At 44.2% G+C, this 19218-nt stretch carries 12 protein-coding genes; 8 read left to right on the plus strand and 4 right to left on the minus strand.

Features of this window, described 5'->3' with window-relative positions; translation table 11 throughout:
* Window positions 1-28 precede the first annotated feature (28 nt).
* Both KO531_RS14045 and KO531_RS14050 read right to left on the minus strand, forming a co-directional pair.
* Window positions 29-1150: a beta-ketoacyl-ACP synthase III gene (locus KO531_RS14045; RefSeq protein ID WP_219251481.1), complete on the minus strand. Its 1122-nt coding sequence runs from the start codon at window positions 1148-1150 to the stop codon at window positions 29-31.
* Complete coding sequence (locus KO531_RS14050; RefSeq protein WP_219251482.1) at window positions 1147-2346, minus strand: RDD family protein; 1200 nt, start codon at window positions 2344-2346, stop codon at window positions 1147-1149. Before KO531_RS14050 ends, KO531_RS14045 begins: the two co-directional genes overlap by 4 nt.
* Before the next feature lie 250 nt (window positions 2347-2596).
* On the opposite strand from KO531_RS14050, the gene cysK reads away from it, so the two are divergent.
* The 4 genes from cysK (at window position 2597) to KO531_RS14070 (ending at window position 9323) form a co-directional block, all read left to right on the plus strand.
* Window positions 2597-3565, plus strand: coding sequence for a cysteine synthase A (gene cysK / locus KO531_RS14055; protein WP_113940761.1), 969 nt, complete (start codon window positions 2597-2599; stop codon window positions 3563-3565).
* 202 nt (window positions 3566-3767) lie between these two features.
* On the plus strand, window positions 3768-4841 hold the full coding sequence (locus KO531_RS14060) for a methyltransferase (RefSeq protein ID WP_219251483.1): 1074 nt from the start codon (window positions 3768-3770) through the stop codon (window positions 4839-4841).
* Between the two features lie 152 nt (window positions 4842-4993).
* Window positions 4994-5992 carry a TDT family transporter gene (locus KO531_RS14065; RefSeq protein WP_219251484.1) on the plus strand — a complete coding sequence of 333 codons (999 nt, stop codon included), beginning with the start codon at window positions 4994-4996 and terminating at the stop codon, window positions 5990-5992.
* 712 nt (window positions 5993-6704) lie between these two features.
* A complete protein-coding gene (locus KO531_RS14070; protein WP_131523544.1) occupies window positions 6705-9323 on the plus strand; it encodes a TonB-dependent receptor in 2619 nt (872 codons plus the stop codon).
* Window positions 9324-9475: 152 nt separating this feature from the next.
* On the opposite strand, the gene focA is transcribed toward KO531_RS14070, so the two are convergent.
* Complete coding sequence (gene focA, locus KO531_RS14075; protein ID WP_219251485.1) at window positions 9476-10471, minus strand: formate transporter FocA; 996 nt, start codon at window positions 10469-10471, stop codon at window positions 9476-9478.
* Between the two features lie 1206 nt (window positions 10472-11677).
* On the opposite strand from focA, the gene pflB reads away from it, so the two are divergent.
* Both pflB and pflA read left to right on the plus strand, forming a co-directional pair.
* Window positions 11678-13960 (plus strand): formate C-acetyltransferase, encoded by a 2283-nt coding sequence (gene pflB, locus KO531_RS14080; protein WP_219251486.1) that lies wholly within the window; start codon window positions 11678-11680, stop codon window positions 13958-13960.
* A 63-nt stretch (window positions 13961-14023) separates the two neighbouring features.
* Window positions 14024-14764: a pyruvate formate lyase 1-activating protein gene (gene pflA / locus KO531_RS14085; RefSeq protein WP_105252135.1), complete on the plus strand. Its 741-nt coding sequence runs from the start codon at window positions 14024-14026 to the stop codon at window positions 14762-14764.
* Window positions 14765-14808: 44 nt separating this feature from the next.
* Here pflA and yfbV read toward each other — a convergent pair whose 3' ends face one another.
* The gene (gene yfbV / locus KO531_RS14090) at window positions 14809-15252 is read right to left on the minus strand and encodes a terminus macrodomain insulation protein YfbV (RefSeq protein ID WP_081729091.1); all 444 of its coding nucleotides are present in this window, start codon (window positions 15250-15252) and stop codon (window positions 14809-14811) included.
* Between the two features lie 141 nt (window positions 15253-15393).
* On the opposite strand from yfbV, the gene ackA reads away from it, so the two are divergent.
* Both ackA and pta read left to right on the plus strand, forming a co-directional pair.
* Entirely contained in the window at window positions 15394-16593 is a 1200-nt protein-coding gene (ackA, locus tag KO531_RS14095) for an acetate kinase (protein WP_105252134.1), read from the plus strand.
* Between the two features lie 111 nt (window positions 16594-16704).
* Entirely contained in the window at window positions 16705-18858 is a 2154-nt protein-coding gene (gene pta / locus KO531_RS14100; protein ID WP_028760976.1) for a phosphate acetyltransferase, read from the plus strand.
* The last annotated feature ends 360 nt before the right edge of the window (window positions 18859-19218 follow it).

The raw sequence follows: 19218 nt of genomic DNA on the forward strand, positions 1-19218 counted from the left end.
TGGGCTTTTTATTATGACGGTGAGAATCTTAGACCTTCTGCAGAATAACACTACCAATAGAATATCCTGCGCCAAACGAACTCAATAAACCTAAATCGCCAGTCTTAAAGTCACCGGAAAACTTATGAAATGCAATCACAGAACCCGCGGAAGCCGTATTGGCATATTCATCTAGTACCACGGGCGCTTGTTCCGCTGACACATCATCCCCTAACAGCTTTCTCACCACGAACTGATTCATGTTGATGTTGGCTTGATGTAACCACAAACGTTTGAAGGACTGTGGCGTTAACGCTTGTTCGGCCAGATGTTCATCCAAATGTTGATAAATCATCGGCAACAGCTCTTTAAATACCTTGCGCCCTTGTTGGTGGAATAACTTATCGGCTTGATGGGCCGCACTCGGATCGCAGCGGTTCAAGAAACCGAAATTACTGCGAATATTGTTCGAGTAATCGGTAAAACAGCGGCTCGAGAGGATCTTAAACACATGGTCAGACTGGGCTAAGCTTCGTTCTTCCAGTACCAGAGCCGTCGCTACATCACCGAAGATAAAATGGCTGTCACGGTCGCGATAATTCACCTGTGCCGAGCAAATTTCAGGGTTGATCACTAGCACTCTAGAGGCAGAACCCGTAGCAATGGCATTAGCCGCGGCGACAATTGCAAACGTCGCCGATGAACACGCTACCTGCATGTCGTAACCATAACCCCGCGTTCCCAGTGCACGTTGAATTTCAATCGCCATAGCAGGATACGCACGCTGAGTATAAGCGCAGGCAACAATCACTAAGTCAATTTGCTCAGCCTTGAGATTGGCATTCTTTAGTGCCATCAAGGCAGCTTCAAGGCCAATCTCAGCCTGCATAGATAATTCGTCACTACTGCGCTCAGGAATCAACGGCATCATGACTTCGGGATCCAGAATGCCCTCTTTCACCATCACATATCTGTGCTTGATACCTGAGGCTTTTTCAATAAACTCGCTCGATGAATAGGACAAAGCCGCAACATGGCCTTGCTCAATTAAGCCTGCATTTTCAAGATTGAAAATATCCACATAAGCATTGAAGCTCTCAACTAAGGCTTCATTGGAAATACTGTGGGGCGGCGTAAATAGGCCACTCCCCGAAATGACGACCTGTTTCATAAATGCTCCAAACGGGTACTGGTTGTAAGGTGAGCAGAGGATGCATCATCACTCGTAAGCACAGGTGCTAACTCATTTTGCCTCTGCGCTTGTTGCTCTAATCGTTGCTTTTTATGCATTTGCACTAAGTCTATCACGACTGTTGAAGATATTTTATCTTGGATCCCCTGCCGATTAGCATCCCAAAATATTTGCATAAAACCAAGTAAGCCTGTGGTAAAGCCTGCGGCATAGCCACCATAACGGCCAAACGCGGCCCATAAACTGATGTTGGCACCATCGAGCTGGATCACCCGAATGCCCAACATCTTCTTACCTAAGGTTTGACCATCAAATCGTGCAGTAAAGACGGTAAAGTAAAACGCTGCCCACCCAAAACCCAACCCCATATCACTCAGAAAGCCTTTCACCCAAGCGAGAACACTATGGGTTGTAGCTTCATCAACGGTTCTGAGGCGAGAATATTGCGAAGAGCTCACATTCACTGCATCAGCCGCACTTTGCAGCTGTACATCCGGCGAAATAGCTTGAATAGGCTGAAGTGGCTCAGGCGGAGAATCTGTTGTCGCCAACTCAACAGGAAGTGTAATAACAGGCCATAGGCTGCCATTAAGCACCTCCGCCTGTAACTTTTCACTGTCTACGGCAGGCAAACTACTGTTGGCTATGGTTTCTAGCACCATTTCACGTTGATCATTTTCTGTCATGCCCTTTGATACTGAAGCGCTTTTTATCGCTTCATGTAGGGATTGAACTTGAGTTTTACCACAAGCATAATTATTGCACTGGCTCAACGACATCAATGCTGGTAGTGACGTAATGATTTGTTCACCTAATGCCAATTGTTGCTCTACTCCCTCACTGCTTTTAACGTCTGTTCCATTAAAATCAAACAGATTATTGGCGGTTGTCAGCAACATAAAAACCAACATCAGGGCATAAAGTCCCCACTTTAATAAACGACCAAACTTACGACTTCGCTTTTCAATCCAGATAATACTGACCACCAGCAAGACAAACATCCAATCCATCTGTTCAGCTAACACAGTGATCAGCAAACCATCAATCAGTATGGCTAACATCCGCTTCAACGGTGTCGCCAATGGGGTGTATAACACGGATGCTGCAATGGTAAATGCCTTTGGTGTTACCATCGTTTTTGGATCTTTACCCAGATCCATTTGTTGCTGCTTCATCTTTGCGCTTGTCCGATACGAGTGATAGGCTAGTTTTACGATTGAGACATCAAGAAGTTATCCCTGTTAATGCCACAATCTTTTTTATGTTAGCAAGAGGTTAACACAGTTAAACTGGCTGCCAATCAGGGTTTGCGAATAACAGCACCCCCTTTAATAACCAAATCGAATAAAGAAGAACAAACAATCACTTCTAAAAGCGCCACAGCAGATTATGATTCAGTAGTGCCAACATAGGAGCAAGCAATCCATGAGCAAAATTTTCGAAGATAATTCATATACTATTGGTAATACACCACTAGTACGTTTAAACCGTGTTAGCCAAGGTAAAGTGCTGGCCAAAGTCGAAGCCCGTAACCCAAGTTTCAGTGTTAAATGCCGTATCGGTGCCAATATGATTTGGGATGCCGAGAAGAAAGGTCTATTAACAAAAAATCACGAGCTGATTGAGCCGACATCAGGCAACACAGGTATTGCATTAGCGTATGTTGCCGCGGCCCGTGGCTATAAACTGACCCTGACCATGCCAAATACCATGAGTTTAGAGCGTCGTAAGCTACTCAAAGCCCTAGGCGCAACTCTCGTGCTGACTGAAGGCGCGAAAGGCATGAAAGGTGCGATTGATAAAGCGGAAGAAATTCGCCAATCGGCTCCTGAAAAATATATTTTATTGCAGCAGTTTAATAACCCTGCTAACCCAGAAATCCATGAAAAAACCACAGGTCCAGAAATCTGGAATGATACCGATGGTGAAGTGGATGTGTTTGTTGCCGGTGTAGGTACTGGCGGTACAATTACTGGTGTAAGCCGTTACTTGAAAAAAGTGGCCGGTAAAACCATCACCTCAGTTGCGGTTGAGCCAGCAGATTCTCCTGTTATAGCTCAAACCTTAGCGGGTTTACCTGTGCAACCAGGGCCGCATAAAATCCAAGGTATTGGTGCTGGCTTTATCCCAGGTAACTTAGATTTAGAATTGATTGACCGTGTTGAGGCTGTAACTAACGATGAAGCCATCGACATGGCCCGCCGCTTAATGCAAGAAGAAGGCATTTTAGTGGGTATTTCATCGGGTGCCGCCGTTGTCGCCGCCAACCGCATCGCTGAGTTGCCAGAGTTTGCAGGCAAAACCATTGTGGTGATTTTGCCATCGGCTGCCGAGCGTTACCTATCTTCAGTCTTGTTCCAAGGCCAATTCGGCGACGAAGAAAACGTTCAATAAACGACGTTTTCTCGTCCTTAAAATACCCAGCTTTGGCTGGGTATTTTTATTTATGGCATTCCATTATTTAGATCTCGATTACAGAGCATAAATAAGTTACTGCTCAAGTTTGGATACAGCTCATAGTTCTTCGTATCTCAACTGGCTTTCACGGCTAACTTGGTTATAAAGAACGGACCCGCTCGCCAATTCATTCCTTTTTATGTCTTTTTACCGAACACCAAGTAATATCAGCGCCTTCAATGCAAAGTTTGAAGCTCAAAAAATTGCCTTTGGCCCCATCAGCTTTCAAGTCGCCCACTGCCTACTCAAATTCGATGTGCTGGCGCAAATAGATAAAGCGGCCGAGCATGGGATCACTGCGGCCGAGTTAAGGCAATCCACCCCACTGAGTGAATATGCCTTGGGGGTATTGCTGGATATGGGACTCAGCATGGGGCTCGTTTGGCAACATGAAAATGGCTATGTGCTCGATAAAACGGGGCACTTTTTACTCCATGACGACATGGCCGCCATCAATCTTAACTTTGTGCAGGATGTTTGCTATCAAGGCCTTTTTAACCTTGATACCGCGCTACTCGAAGGCAAGGCCGCAGGACTTAAGGTGTTCGGTGACTGGAATACCATCTACCCCGCCTTAAAAGATCTACCACCCAAAGCGAAACAGAGCTGGTTTGCCTTCGATCATTACTATTCGGATCATGCCTTTCCACACCTTCTGCCATTAGTGTTTGCCCATAAGCCAATCCATTTAGTGGATATAGGCGGCAATACGGGAAAATGGGCACTGAGCTGCTGTGATTATGACGCAAACGTTGAAGTCACGATTATGGATTTTCCGGGGCAACTAGAGGTAGCCACACAAAATGCACTCGCACGAGGTTTTGCAGCACGAGTGCATACCTTTGCCACCGATCTGCTGGACGACTCCCAACCCTTTGTCGAAGGCGCCGATACTTACTGGATGAGTCAATTTCTGGATTGCTTCTCAAAAAGCCAAATCCTGAGCATTTTACAACGCACGGCAAAGGCAATGACATCAAGCAGCCAACTCTTTATCGTCGAAACCTTTTGGGATAGACAGCCATCGGCCGCCTCCGCCTATTGCGTAAATGCCACTAGCCTCTATTTCAGCGCCATGGCCAATGGCAATAGCCGCATGTATCACTCTAAGGATTTATTGGCCCTGCTTCACCAAGCGGGACTGTATGTGGATGAAGACACAGACAATCTTGGCCTAGGGCACACGCTACTGCGTTGTAAACTCAAACCTTAAGTTTAATAGCAACATTAAAGTAAATAAAACTTATGCAATGAATAAAATTAATCAAATTTATTTATCATAGATACCCGCAGTACACTAAATACATCAAAACAGCGCCCCAATAAAGCGATGTTAAGCATTGTCAGTATTGAGAGGTATTCAAAATGACTTCAAAACGCAAACGCTGGACATCCCACGCAGCTAAACTTCCCAGCCCTATGGCTGGGTTGGCACTGGCAATTGCCAGCTTAGGTTGGACATGGGAGAACATGACACCTTCACTTAATGGCGCAGGACAACTCACAGGTGCCATCATAGCCTCTGTGTTACTGTTATTGCTCATGGGTAAATTCATGCTTCATCCTAATATTTTAAAGGACGAGCTGAGTCACCCTGTGATTGGTAGTGTGATCCCCACCTTCGCCATGGGCTTGATGGTGGTGTCTAAATCACTCGGCGATTATTTCCCCCATGCAGGCTTAACTCTGTGGCTAGTCGCCATTGGTATCCATGTGATCTTCCTAAGCGCGTTTATCTATTATCGCGCCATTGATTTTAAACTCGAGCACATGGTTCCAAGCTGGTTTGTACCACCGATTGGCATTATCGTCGCGGCAGTGTCTTTCCCTGTGTCTGACTACCAATGGTTAGCAAATGCCATTTTGGTTTTTGGGATGTTGGCTTACTTAATCATGCTGCCTTTGATGCTCTATCGCCTCATTTTCTGTCAGGCGATACCCGATGCCGCTAAACCAACCATTGCCATTCTCGCGGCGCCCGCCAGTTTATCACTTGCAGGTTATCTGACCGTTTGCGAGCAGGCGTCGATTCCCTTAGTCGCCTTACTACTGAGCATCGCCATTCTGATGACCAGCATCATCTACTTAGCCTTCTTTCACCTGCTAAAGCTGCCCTTTAGCCCAGGCTATGCTGCTTTTACCTTCCCTATGGTAATCGGTGCAACCGCCCTCTTTAAAACCGCTGCTTGGTTAACGCAGTTCAATAGCATGGGTGAGTTAGCGATATGGATAAAATACTTAGCAGAATTCGAACTGGTAATCGCCACCTTAGTGGTTGCCTATGTCGCCATACGTTATTTAGGACACTACTTTCCACTGCAATTTAACGTGGTAGAGCACAAATCAGTTCTAAATAGCAAATAAACAGAACAGCTTTTTGTAAAAAAAAATAACCATACAAATGAATTGTTCACTCAAAAAACTAAACAATAAACCGAAAGCGAAGTGAATAAACCGAAAGCGAAGTGAATAGATATTCACTTCGCTTTTATATTTAAACGGTCAAAATTAAATAATCAGAAATAGCATTTGATTAGTTTTTATTCTTTACAACATTTCATTCCATAATTTTACTTCTAGCTTCCTGACGCGGTGTAAAATATCACCATACAAAATTAAACCGCATGAAAACCCTTATTGATAACACTCCTCAATCATCCAATCTAAAATATATGGAATGACAAACCATATCGTTATTAATTTTTACTTTTTCACATAAAATAGTTTCAAACTATTATTGAAAACAACAAAATTAAAAAACAATAAAACAAAATATTAGCAACAATAAAAAAACACAAAGAACCAATAATAAAAACAAAAAGCCAAATAAAAAACAAAACCCTCAGATTAAAACCTTATCTGCCACCGATTACACACACACCCTACTTATATCTGCATTTTAAAAAGAGAATAAATAACAAATTCTAAACAAAACTCCAGCATGACCAATGTTGCACTTGTTATTTTCTTGTGGTTATATCCTGAATTCAATTAAATGAGAGCTTAATTCTTTACATAAGTAACCATTTAAGAAAAATAAAAAATAAACATACAACATGTGTTAAGGGAGAATAAAATGCGTGCAAATTCTACATTAGCCAAAGCCGTTCGCTTTGCATTAATAAGCGGAGCAGCTACTGCCGCGTTAACCACTTCGATAGTATATGCAGCTGAAGATGGTGCCAAAGTTGAACGTATTGAAGTAACAGGTTCACGTATTAAGCGTACCGACATGGAGGGCTCATCACCAGTTACAACTATCAGTGCATCCGATATTGAGAAAACGGGTGAAATGTCTGTTGCTGATGTATTACGTAGAAGTAATTTAAACAGCTTCGGGTCTACTTCAGAACGTTCAGGTAGTAGTGCTCAATCACAAGCGACAATTAACCTCCGCGGTGCGGGTTCAGATCGTACTTTAGTACTGTTAAATGGCAAGCGTATGCCTGGCTCTCCTACGCTAGGTGGCACCGCTGTCAACCTTAATACTATCCCAACTGCTGCAATTGAAAGAATTGAGGTATTAACTGATGGAGCTTCCGCAGTATATGGCTCAGATGCCGTTGCAGGTGTAGTCAATATTATTCTTAAAAAAGGCTTTGAAGGCCTTGAAGTTTCAGCTACAAGCTCACAACCAGAGCAAGACGGTGGTGAAGAATGGAAAACACAAATTGTGGGTGGTACTGTTGGTGAAAAAGGCAGTGTAACTTTCTCTTTTGAACACTTAAACCGCGAAATCATTTATCAACGTGATCGTTGGTTTTCAAGTTCTTCCAATATCCTAGCACCAAAATTTGACGATACCACTGGCGTTTCAACTTATGCTCGTAATTTCCTAGATGGAAAAACAGGCCAATTTAAACCTATGACGGCTTGTGATAACCCTAAGATGGTTGGTGGTGGACATATCTATGATGCTGGCGATGGTGACTATGTTTGTGGTTACGATTTTACAGCAGAAGCTGCTGACCATGCTGCACGTTCCTATACTGCTGGCTATGTAAATGGAGAATATGAACTTTCTGATGAAATCGTATTTCAAGGCTTAGGTCTATTCTCTCGCAATGAAACTTTCGGTCGATATGCTCCGGCAGCAGGCTGGTTTAATGTCGCTCCAGGTCAAGTTGAAGTAAAAAATTATGATGCTAATGGGAAATACACTGGCAACAGTTTAAACGAAAATGCTGGGCGAGCTTATTATCGCTTCACAGATGTTGGTACTCGTGATGCAAAAACTGTCGATTACAGCACCGATATTCAATTGGGTTTAGTTGGCACGCATGACAGCTTTGGTTGGGACTTCACATACCATTACAATTTAGCTGAAAACAGTAACTATGGTACTGGATATGTACACAGACCTACGGTTGAAAGATATGTGAAAGATGGTATTTTCAACTTTGGTCCTGAAGGAAATAGTGCATCTGTCATAGCAGATATGACTCACGAAACCCTCAAGCAAGACATAATGGAGTTCCAAAGTATTAATGCTGGTGTGAACTTTGAAGCCATTGAATTACCTGCTGGTAGCATTGGTTGGTACATAGGAACTGAAGCACTCCAATACAAGTATGAAGCTAACGTTGATGCGCAAACCGCTGCTGGTGACGTTATTGGTTCATCAGGTAATGGCTCTTCAGGTGACCGTGATGTCTATGCACTGTTCGCTGAATCAATTATCCCTGTAACCGAAGATTTAGAATTAAACTTAGCTTATCGCTACGATAACTACTCTGACTTTGGCTCTGCAACAACACCAAAAGTCGCTCTAAGATATCAAGTCTTAGATGATGTTGTATTCAGAGCATCTTGGGGTCAAGGTTTCCGCGCTCCATCATTATCAGATCTACTTGCAGCAGATTCTTTCAGTGCAGATACAGCAACGGATTACCATTACTGTGATGTGCTAGGCACGAATGTAGCTGACTGTAAAGCCAAACAATATGATGTGACTCGCACTGCGAATAGCGAATTACAACCAGAAACATCAGATTTCTACAACTTAGGACTAGTATGGGATATCACAGATAAACTGAGTAGTAAAGTTGAGTATTACAGCTTAGATATCAAAGATGTTATTACTTTTGTCTCTTTAGACTCACTATTAAAAGAAGAACAAAAAGTTGGTTACGGTAACTTAAGCCGCGGTGAAATCAAACGCGTAGGCGATAATCCGAATGGCAAGTTATTATCAGCAACGACACCTAAAGCAAATGGCAACGGTTTTGATACTTCTGGTGTTGACTTCAATCTAACATATAGTGGATTTGAAACAGCTATTGGCGACTTTAGCAGCTCGTACGATCTAACTTATATTCTTTCTTATAATGAGGAAGAATATTTTGATGGCCCAGTTAACGATAAAATTGGCCGTAATGGTATGCCTGAGTTCAGATTTACTTGGGTTATCGACTGGAGCTATGGCGATCACTCTGCATCTATATTAACGCAATATATTGATGGCCAATCAGAAAAGACAGATCCAAATACATACGCCCAAGTTGGAAGCTTGTCTTCGCAAACAACTTTCGACATTAGCTATGGCTATGCTACACCATGGGAAGGCAAAATTAGTTTGGGTATTCGCAACTTAACTAATGAAGATCCAGTTTTAGATTCGGACCTTAAATATGATGCTTCTCTGTACAGCTTATATGGCCGTACATTTACGGCAACGTATACACAGAAATTCTAATCTCGCATTTATTAGTTAGAACCTAATCAAAAAACGGCATCTTCGGATGCCGTTTTTATTTACTTCATTATTTACACATCATAGTAAACCGACATAAAAATGCCCAGCTACCTGCTGGGCACTTTCACTTCAGACTGATAATTAAAGACGTTTTAGGAATGTTTAGTCAGCTTAATCTCACTCTGATGCTGAGGTTTTTCAGTATGTGAATGTGGTGCAGAAAAATGTTCATGATGAGCTTTGTGTGATTCAGCCAAGGTTACTTTACCCTGCTCTATCCACCAATAACCTAAACCAACAATCACACCGCCACCGACAATATTGCCTAAGGTTACAGGTATTAAATTATTGAATATAAAGTTTGCCACGGTTAAATCGGCAAATTGTGCTTGAGTAACCCCTAAAGACACGAAGAACTCTGGGCTGGCGATAGATTGGATCATCATGCCCATAGGCACCATAAATAAGTTAGCGATACTGTGTTCAAAGCCACTACTGACGAACATAGCCACAGGTAAAATTAACAGTAACGATTTAGTCAGCACATCACGGCTAGCAAAGGTCATCCACACACCTAAACACACCAACATGTTACATAAAATGCCTAAACTAAAGGCTTGGACCCAAGTATGGTGCAGTTTGTGCTGTGCCACTTTAAGGGCATTTAATCCCCAATTACCACCATCGAGATCATACATACCTGCGGCAGTGATCAAGCAAACCATCAACATAGCGCCGACAAAATTGCCGGCATATACGCGGCACCAACATTTGAGTAATTCAGCGCCAGTAACCTGTTTTTGTGCCCAGGCGACGGTACTGAGCACAGAACTGGTGAACAGTTCTCCACCGCAAACAACCACTAAGATTAAACCTAAACTAAAGGCTATTCCGCCAACGAAACGAACTAAACCCCAAGACGCATCGCCTGCGCCAGTGGTTACGGTTAAATAAAAAACAAAGGCTAAAGCGATAAATGCGCCAGCAAACACGGCTAAGCCAAAGGACTGCCAAGGTGCTTTAACCACTTTGCTTGTCCCGTAAATTTCAGCCTGATTGTAACAACTAAAATGAGCTGAAACCTGTGGCGCTTCATGTGCGCTGTTTGTCACAGTTGGAACTGATGACGATGGATTTGGGCTTTTCATTGCATAACTCCAACTTCAGATAAACAAACTTGAACGCGTAGCATAGGTATCTCCAGCAGCGCCATTGCGCAGATAACACGAATCAAAACCGAGATAATGATTTGCTTAAATGATGATTCACTAAAGTCTCGCTTTGTATCATACAACGCGCTTATGCTGTGAAGCAGATATTGCTAAAGCGTGATGCTATTCACACCCAAAATGTGAAAACTTTGAAGCCAAAAACACAAAAGGTTAATTGGTCTTACCATGGTGACACAATTTTCATCGCGAGAATGTGGCTTAATTAAGATGGTATACGATGCAAATCCTGCACGTTTCCATCTCATATTTAGCGAACTAACGCTTAAATTAATGCCCTATAGATTCAAGTTAACCTCAGCAATGACACATTAAATGACCAATAGCTTGATGCGTGTATCTCAGTATTCATTAAATTGAACCGATACTTTAGCATTGACAGTTTAGTCCAACAGCAAGTAACAAGTTGCCTGCATCATAGCAAACTACCATATTTAGCCACTCTCTAACCCTTCCTGAATGATTTAAGCATTGCATGCTTTATTTGATGGCGTTATGACATGCCGTCTCCTAAATCGACACTAAGTTAGCAAATAAAAATAAATTAATACAAATAGCTAACATCAAACTTATTTTTAATATCATAACCACTGCGCCTACTGTGACAGCATCCATTATCGAGCCGTGACTCCCACCAATCAAAATCAGCCTATACGAGGATAGATTTATCCTCGCTAAAGGTGGACAGTAAATGGGAACAATATAGGCAGGCTGATTTAAGAGATAATGGGGTTCAGATGTCACACCAACTTAAAAAGCGTGCCGTATTCCCTATTGTGGTAAAAAAATGCTACCTAGCTAGCAAATTTGGGATTAACAGAGCATAAACCAAGCCGTTTAAGATGCGATAGCGACAGACCTATGTTAATATGCTTATGGACAATTGGTCTTACCAATTATAAAGATTTATCAGTAGCCGATAATCAAAGTAAGCGAATATTTGTCATCTTATCGGGTATCAATAGACAGACTTTTGGAGTGACGAGCGCTTCAAAATCCAGTTCCCATCATAGGGCGTCATCATGAAGGGAGCTTTATTTCAGGAATTAGCTATTGGCTTATACTCAGCATTGCTTAACGCTGATCGCCAATAACCTTTTATCTCAACCAGAAGGTATTAGTACGATGACCGACAAAACTGAACTGTTTGCCAACGCATGGGAAGGCTTTACTCCTGGCGATTGGAAATCTGAAGTCAATGTACGTGACTTTATCCAACAAAACTACGCGCCTTTTGAAGGCGACGAGTCCTTCCTCGCCGGTGCCACCGAAGCGACCACAAAATTGTGGGATAAAGTCATGGAAGGCATCAAACAGGAAAACCGTACCCACGCGCCTGTTGATTTCGACACTAAGATGGTTTCAACCATCACTTCCCACGACGCTGGCTATATCAACAAAGAATTAGAAACTATCGTTGGCTTACAAACAGACGCGCCGCTAAAACGCGCTATGTTGCCTAACGGTGGTATTCGTATGGTGGAAAGCTCATGCGCCGCCTACGATCGTGTACTGGATGAAGATGTTAAATACGTTTATTCAGAACTGCGCAAAACCCATAACCAAGGTGTGTTCGATGTTTACACCCCCGAAATTATGGCCTGTCGTAAATCAGGTATTTTAACGGGCTTACCCGATGCTTATGGCCGTGGCCGTATCATTGGTGACTATCGCCGTGTGGCACTTTACGGTATCGATTACCTGATGAAAGATAAGTTTGCCCAATTTAGCTCACTGCAAGCGCAGTTCGAAGCGGGTGAAGAGTTATCTAGCGTTATCCAATTACGTGAAGAAATTGCCGAGCAACACCGTGCATTAGGCCAAATGAAGAAAATGGCTGCCAAGTATGGCTTCGATATTTCTCGTCCTGCGACCAATGCACAAGAAGCGATCCAATGGACTTACTTCGGCTATTTAGCTGCAGTGAAGAGCCAAAACGGCGCTGCCATGTCATTAGGTCGTACCTCTTCATTCCTCGACATCTATATTGAACGTGATCTGAAAAATGGCACCTTAACTGAGCAACAAGCTCAGGAAATGGTTGACCATTTCGTGATGAAATTGCGTATGGTGCGTTTCCTACGTACCCCTGAATACGACGAATTGTTCTCAGGCGACCCAATTTGGGCGACGGAGTCAATCGGCGGTATGGGCTTAGATGGCCGTACGTTAGTGACGAAATCAAGCTTCCGTTTCTTGAACACCCTTTACACTATGGGTCCAAGTCCAGAGCCAAACATCACAGTATTATGGTCAGATAAACTGCCAATCGGTTTCAAAAAATATTGCGCCAAAGTGTCTATCGACACTAGCTCAATCCAATACGAAAACGATGACTTAATGCGTCCTGATTTCCAATCAGACGACTATGCAATCGCCTGTTGCGTGAGCCCTATGGTTGTGGGTAAACACATGCAGTTCTTCGGTGCTCGCGCTAACTTAGCGAAAACCATGCTGTATGCGATTAACGGCGGCGTAGACGAAAAACTGAAAATCCAAATTGCCCCTAAAGCAGACATGATCACAGACGAAGTGCTCAACTTTGATGATGTGATGAATCGCTTAGACGGTTTAATGGATTGGTTAGCGACTCAATATGTCACTGCACTGAACTCAATCCACTACATGCACGATAAGTATTCTTACGAAGCCGCGCTTATGGCGCTGCACGACAGAGACGTACGTCGCACTATGGCTTGTGGTATTGCGGGTTTATCTATCGCAGCCGACTCACTGTCTGCCATCAAATACGCCACCGTAAAACCAGTGCGTGATGAAAACGGCATAGCAGTTGATTTCGATATCAGCGGTGACTATCCAAAATTTGGTAACAACGACCCACGTGTAGATGATATAGCCTGTGACTTAGTTGAACGTTTTATGGCGAAAATTCGTGACCGTAAAATGTATCGCAATGCAATCCCAACGCAGTCAATTCTGACCATCACCTCAAACGTGGTTTATGGTAAGAAAACCGGTAACACACCAGATGGTCGTCGTTCAGGTGCGCCATTTGCACCGGGTGCAAACCCTATGCATGGCCGTGATGAAAAAGGCGCAATCGCTTCTTTAACCTCAGTGGCAAAACTCCCATTTGCCCACGCTCAAGACGGTATTTCTTATACCTTCTCAATCGTGCCAAATGCGCTGGGTAAAGATGATGATGCTCGCCGTACCAACTTAGCGGCATTGATGGACGGATACTTCGACCACAATGACAAAAAAGAAGGTGGCCAACACTTGAACGTCAACGTGATGAACCGCGAGATGCTCGAAGATGCCGTTAAGCATCCAGACAAGTATCCACAGCTGACCATCCGTGTTTCTGGCTATGCAGTGCGCTTCAATTCACTGACGCCAGAGCAGCAACAAGATGTGATCACGCGTACATTCACAAAAGGTCTGTAAGCTAAATTAGTCAAGGCTGTAGTACACTGTGCTACAGCCTCACTTATTTTAACAGGAGTCACAATGGCAGTTATCGGTCGGATCCACTCGGTGGAATCCTTTGGCACAGTAGATGGTCCAGGCATACGGTTTATCACCTTTATGCAGGGCTGTTTAATGCGCTGCCAATATTGCCACAACCGTGACACTTGGGATCTTGATGGCGGAAAAGAAGTTCTGGTCGATGAGTTAATGAGTCAAATCATCAGCTATCGGCCTTTTCTCGATGCCAGCAATGGTGGTGTTACGGCCAGTGGTGGTGAAGCCATTTTACAGGCCGAATTTGTCGCCGAATTATTCACGGCTTGTCAGCAAGAAGGTATTCATACCTGTTTAGATACCAATGGTTTTGTACGTAAGTACACGCCAGTGATTGATGAGTTGCTCGACCATACTGACTTGGTCCTGCTCGACATCAAGCACATGGACGATGAAAAACATATTGAGTTAACTAAAGTCAGCAATCATAGAACATTACAGTTTGCGCAGTATTTAGCAGAGCGTAATCAAGCGACGTGGATACGTTATGTCGTAGTGGGCGGATTTACCGACGATGAAGCATCGGCATTACAACTGGCCGAGTTTATCAAGCCCATGAAAAACATTGAAAAGGTAGAGTTACTACCCTATCACGAATTAGGTAAACATAAGTGGGAAGCCATGGGCGAAAGCTATCAACTCGATGGGATATCCCCCCCGAGTCGAGAAACCATGGAAAAGATCAAAGCGGTATTTGTCCAGCAAGGGATTAACGCGATTTATTAATCCACAGTAACAAAAGAGCCAAAAGGGATAACAGCGGCAACGGCCTAAAGTTCTTCCCAATAACTAGCATCTAGACGCTCAAAAGCTATTTTTAAAATCAGTGCCATATCGAGGTAACAGGCCTTAGCGCCTAAAGTGTGGCAATTGATACCCATGGATGACAACTTCGCACTCAACTGGTTAATCCAGTCGAACAGCGTTAACGGTAATGGATGGCGAGCTCGCCAGCCTAACCACAGCAGCCCCTGTAACGGTAAGCTGATGAAAAATAAACCGAGAGTGACAGCTTGGGGCAGAAATGCCCAACCGTGAATATACAGCTGGCTCATGCTCACAAAAATCGCCAGCACTGGCATCACCAGTATGGCGAGCTGAGTTGCTCGGACGACCCGATACTCAGGAAAATAAAAACCCAGTTGTCTAACCATAGGCCAAGTCTTCATATACTGATGACCATCACCTAAGGTTTTGAGGATCTTAATGCTCAATCTTAGACACCAACTACAATGGAATACTGCTCTTACCATAGCACAATCTGGCGAATCGCCCCAAGACTGATATGGTAAAAACACCGCAGTTCCTCATTATTTTGAATCGTTATATTAAACACAATGGCAAAGGGTTTACACATGTCAAATAAACTGGTTTTAGTTCTCAATTGCGGTAGCTCTTCTCTCAAATTTGCCGTCATTGACGCGCAAACAGGTGACGACCAAATTTCTGGCTTAGCCGAATGTTTTGGTTTAGAAGACTCTCGCATTAAATGGAAAATCAACGGCGAAAAACATGAAGCAGCCTTAGGTGCATTTACGGCTCACCGTGAAGCAGTTGAATACATTGTTAATAAAATTCTTGCGGAACAACCTGAATTAGCAGCAAAAATTCAAGCCGTTGGCCATCGTATCGTTCACGGTGGTGAGAAATTCACTCGCTCAGTGATCATCGATGAGAGCGTGATCAAAGGTATCGAAGACTGTGCTTCATTAGCCCCACTGCACAATCCTGCTCACCTTATCGGCATCCGCGCGGCAATGGCCTCTTTCCCTAAATTGCCACAGGTTGCTGTATTTGATACCGCTTTCCACCAAAGCATGCCAGACAGAGCTTATGTCTACGCCCTGCCTTACAAGTTATACCGTGAACACGGTATCCGCCGTTATGGCATGCATGGCACGAGTCATTTATTTGTTAGCCGTGAAGCGGCAAAAATGCTCAACAAGCCAATTGAAGAAACGAATGTTATCTGTGCTCACTTAGGCAACGGTGCATCAGTCACTGCCATCAAAGGCGGCAAAAGTGTCGACACTTCTATGGGCTTAACCCCATTAGAAGGTTTAGTGATGGGCACACGTTGTGGCGATATTGACCCTTCAATCATCTATCACTTAGTCCATCAACTGGGTTACACCTTAGAAGAAGTGAATAACCTGATGAACAAGCAAAGTGGTCTGCTGGGTATTTCCGAGCTGACCAACGATTGCCGTGGCATTGAGGAAGGTTACGCCGAGGGCCATAAAGGCGCGACCTTAGCCTTAGAAATCTTCTGCTACCGCTTAGCCAAGTACATCGCCTCTTACACTGTGCCACTGGGCCGTTTAGATGCAGTCGTCTTCACCGGTGGTATTGGTGAAAACTCAGATTTAATCCGTGAAAAAGTGCTCAACATGCTGGAAATATTCAATTTCCATGTCGATAGTGAGCGCAACAAAGCGGCGCGTTTCGGTAAGAAAGGTATCATCACCCAAGATAAAGGCACGATTGCCATGGTGATACCAACGAACGAAGAATGGGTTATCGCCGAAGATTCCATTAAACTTATCAACAAATAAAAAGGCCGAAGCCGTTTGCTCACCCAAACGGCTTTATACCTTACGTAGCCGTACTCACAAGCAAATTTGCAGAAACTATTCTGCCAAAAACCATCGAAACTAGAGGTTTTTATGTCTCGTAATATTATGTTAATCCCCATAGGTACCGGAGTCGGCCTGACCTCCTTAAGCCTTGGGATGGTGCGCGCACTGGAGCGCCACGGGGTTAAGGTTCAGTTCTTTAAGCCTATTTCTCAGCTTCGTCCAAACGATAATGGCCCAGAACGCTCGACCACTATTCTGAGCAAATCGCCAACAGTAAATCCCTTAGAGCCCTTCGACATGGCCCATGCCGAAGCCTTAATTCGCGCCGATCAAATCGACGTCTTAATGGAGCAAATCATCGCCCGTGCGGCCGATTGCGCTAGCAACACAGAGACCTTAATTGTCGAAGGTTTAGTGCCAACGCGTAATCATCCCTTCGCCGATGATGTGAACTATGCCATCGCTAAAGCCATGGATGCCGACGTGATTTTTATTGCCACACCAGGCAGTGATACGGCCACAGGGCTAATGAATCGCCTCGAAATCGCCTATAACTCTTGGGGCGGGAAAAAGAATAAACGCTTAATTGGCGCTGTGATTAACAAGATTGGAGCACCCGTGGACGACGAAGGTCGCGCGCGCCCTGACTTATCTGAAGTCTTTGATCACCAAGGTGTTCAACGCTCAGATGCGGCCAGCATGTTCCAACTGCCGGGTAAGAGCCCACTGCGTATCTTAGGCAGCGTGCCCTACAATCTTGATCTTGTCGCTCCTCGTGCGTCGGATTTAGCGAAACATTTAAGTGCACGCATTCTGAATGCTGGTGAAATGCATACCCGCCGCCTGCGTAAAGTAACGTTTTGTGCCCGCAGTATCCCGAACATGGTCACTCATATTAAGACTGACTCCTTGCTTGTAACCTCAGGCGATCGCTCAGATGTGATCGTATCAGCCTGTCTTGCGGCCATGAACGGCGTGAAAATTGGTGCCCTGTTGTTGACCGGTAGCTACGAGCCAGAGCCGGAAATCCTTAAGCTGTGTGAACAGGCCTTTGAAACTGGTTTACCTGTGTTCTTGATCGACAGTAACACTTGGCAAACCTCGCTCAACATTCAACGTTTCGACCATGAAGTACCCGTCGATGACGCGGTTCGTATCGATCTGGTGCAGGATTATGTGGCCAGCCACATCGATCAAACGTGGATTGAAAGCGTGACTAAAAACTCACCCCGTGAGCATCGCCTGTCACCACCGGCTTTCCGTTACAAACTCACGGAATTGGCGCGCGCCGCCCACAAGACTGTGGTGCTACCTGAAGGTGATGAGCCGCGTACCATTAAAGCGGCGGCCATTTGTGCAGAACGCGGTATTGCTCGCTGTGTACTTTTAGGTAAAAAAGATGAAATCCTGCGTATCGCCGCACAGCAAGATGTGGTGCTTGGCGAAGGCGTGATCATTATCGATCCAGAAGAGGTGCGCGACCGTTACGTAGAACCTATGTTGGAACTGCGTCGCAGCAAAGGCTTAACTGAAGTCGTTGCCCGTGAACAGTTAGAAGACAACATGGTGCTCGGCACTATGATGTTGGCGCAAAACGAAGTCGACGGTATCGTTTCTGGTGCGGTTAACACCACAGCCAATACCATTCGCCCACCACTGCAATTGATCAAAACGGCACCGGGCTCAAGCTTAGTTTCATCCATCTTCTTTATGCTGATGCCAGATCAAGTGCTTGTTTACGGTGACTGTGCGATTAACCCAGATCCCAATGCTGAGCAGTTAGCAGATATCGCCATCCAATCGGCAGAATCAGCAAAAGCCTTCGGTATCGAGCCAAGAGTGGCAATGATCAGCTACTCAACTGGCAACTCAGGTACAGGTTCTGATGTTGATAAAGTGCGTGAAGCAACCCGTATTGCCAAAGAAAAACGCCCAGATCTGATTATTGATGGTCCATTGCAATACGATGCGGCGGTTATGCCAAACGTTGCCCGCTCTAAGGCACCTAATAGCCCTGTCGCTGGTCAAGCTACCGTTTTCGTGTTCCCAGATCTTAATACAGGCAACACGACTTACAAGGCCGTACAGCGAAGCGCCGATCTGATCAGTATTGGTCCTATGCTGCAAGGTATGCGCAAACCTGTGAACGACTTGTCTCGCGGCGCGTTAGTCGATGACATCGTCTACACTATCGCACTAACGGCAATTCAAGCTGCACAAAACGACGCAGCTAAAGGCTAACAGCATTAAATCTGCATAGCGTTACGCACAAAAAAGCACTGGTTATTACCGGTGCTTTTTTTATGCTCAAATTTAGCGTAAACCATACCGTTGATCGTAAGAATCGCTTAATGGATAAGTCTAAATTGCAAAAGATGAAGAAAAAACGAGAAATATCAAATTATGCAGTGTGAATAAGCTCGGAAAATTGCGAAAAATATCCACAAGTAGAAGTGGAACATAATGGAAAGCAGAAAAGCGTCACTTTTTAACCAGCAAATAAAGCAAGACAATATCAGTGACTTACAAAGTATCACTGAAGTCTTCAACATAGTTTTCCACAGTTTCTGTGGATAACCTTTTTATGTGACTCCTAACTAT

This window comes from Shewanella sp. NKUCC06_TVS, assembly GCF_019345515.1.
Lineage (GTDB): Bacteria > Pseudomonadota > Gammaproteobacteria > Enterobacterales > Shewanellaceae > Shewanella > Shewanella oncorhynchi.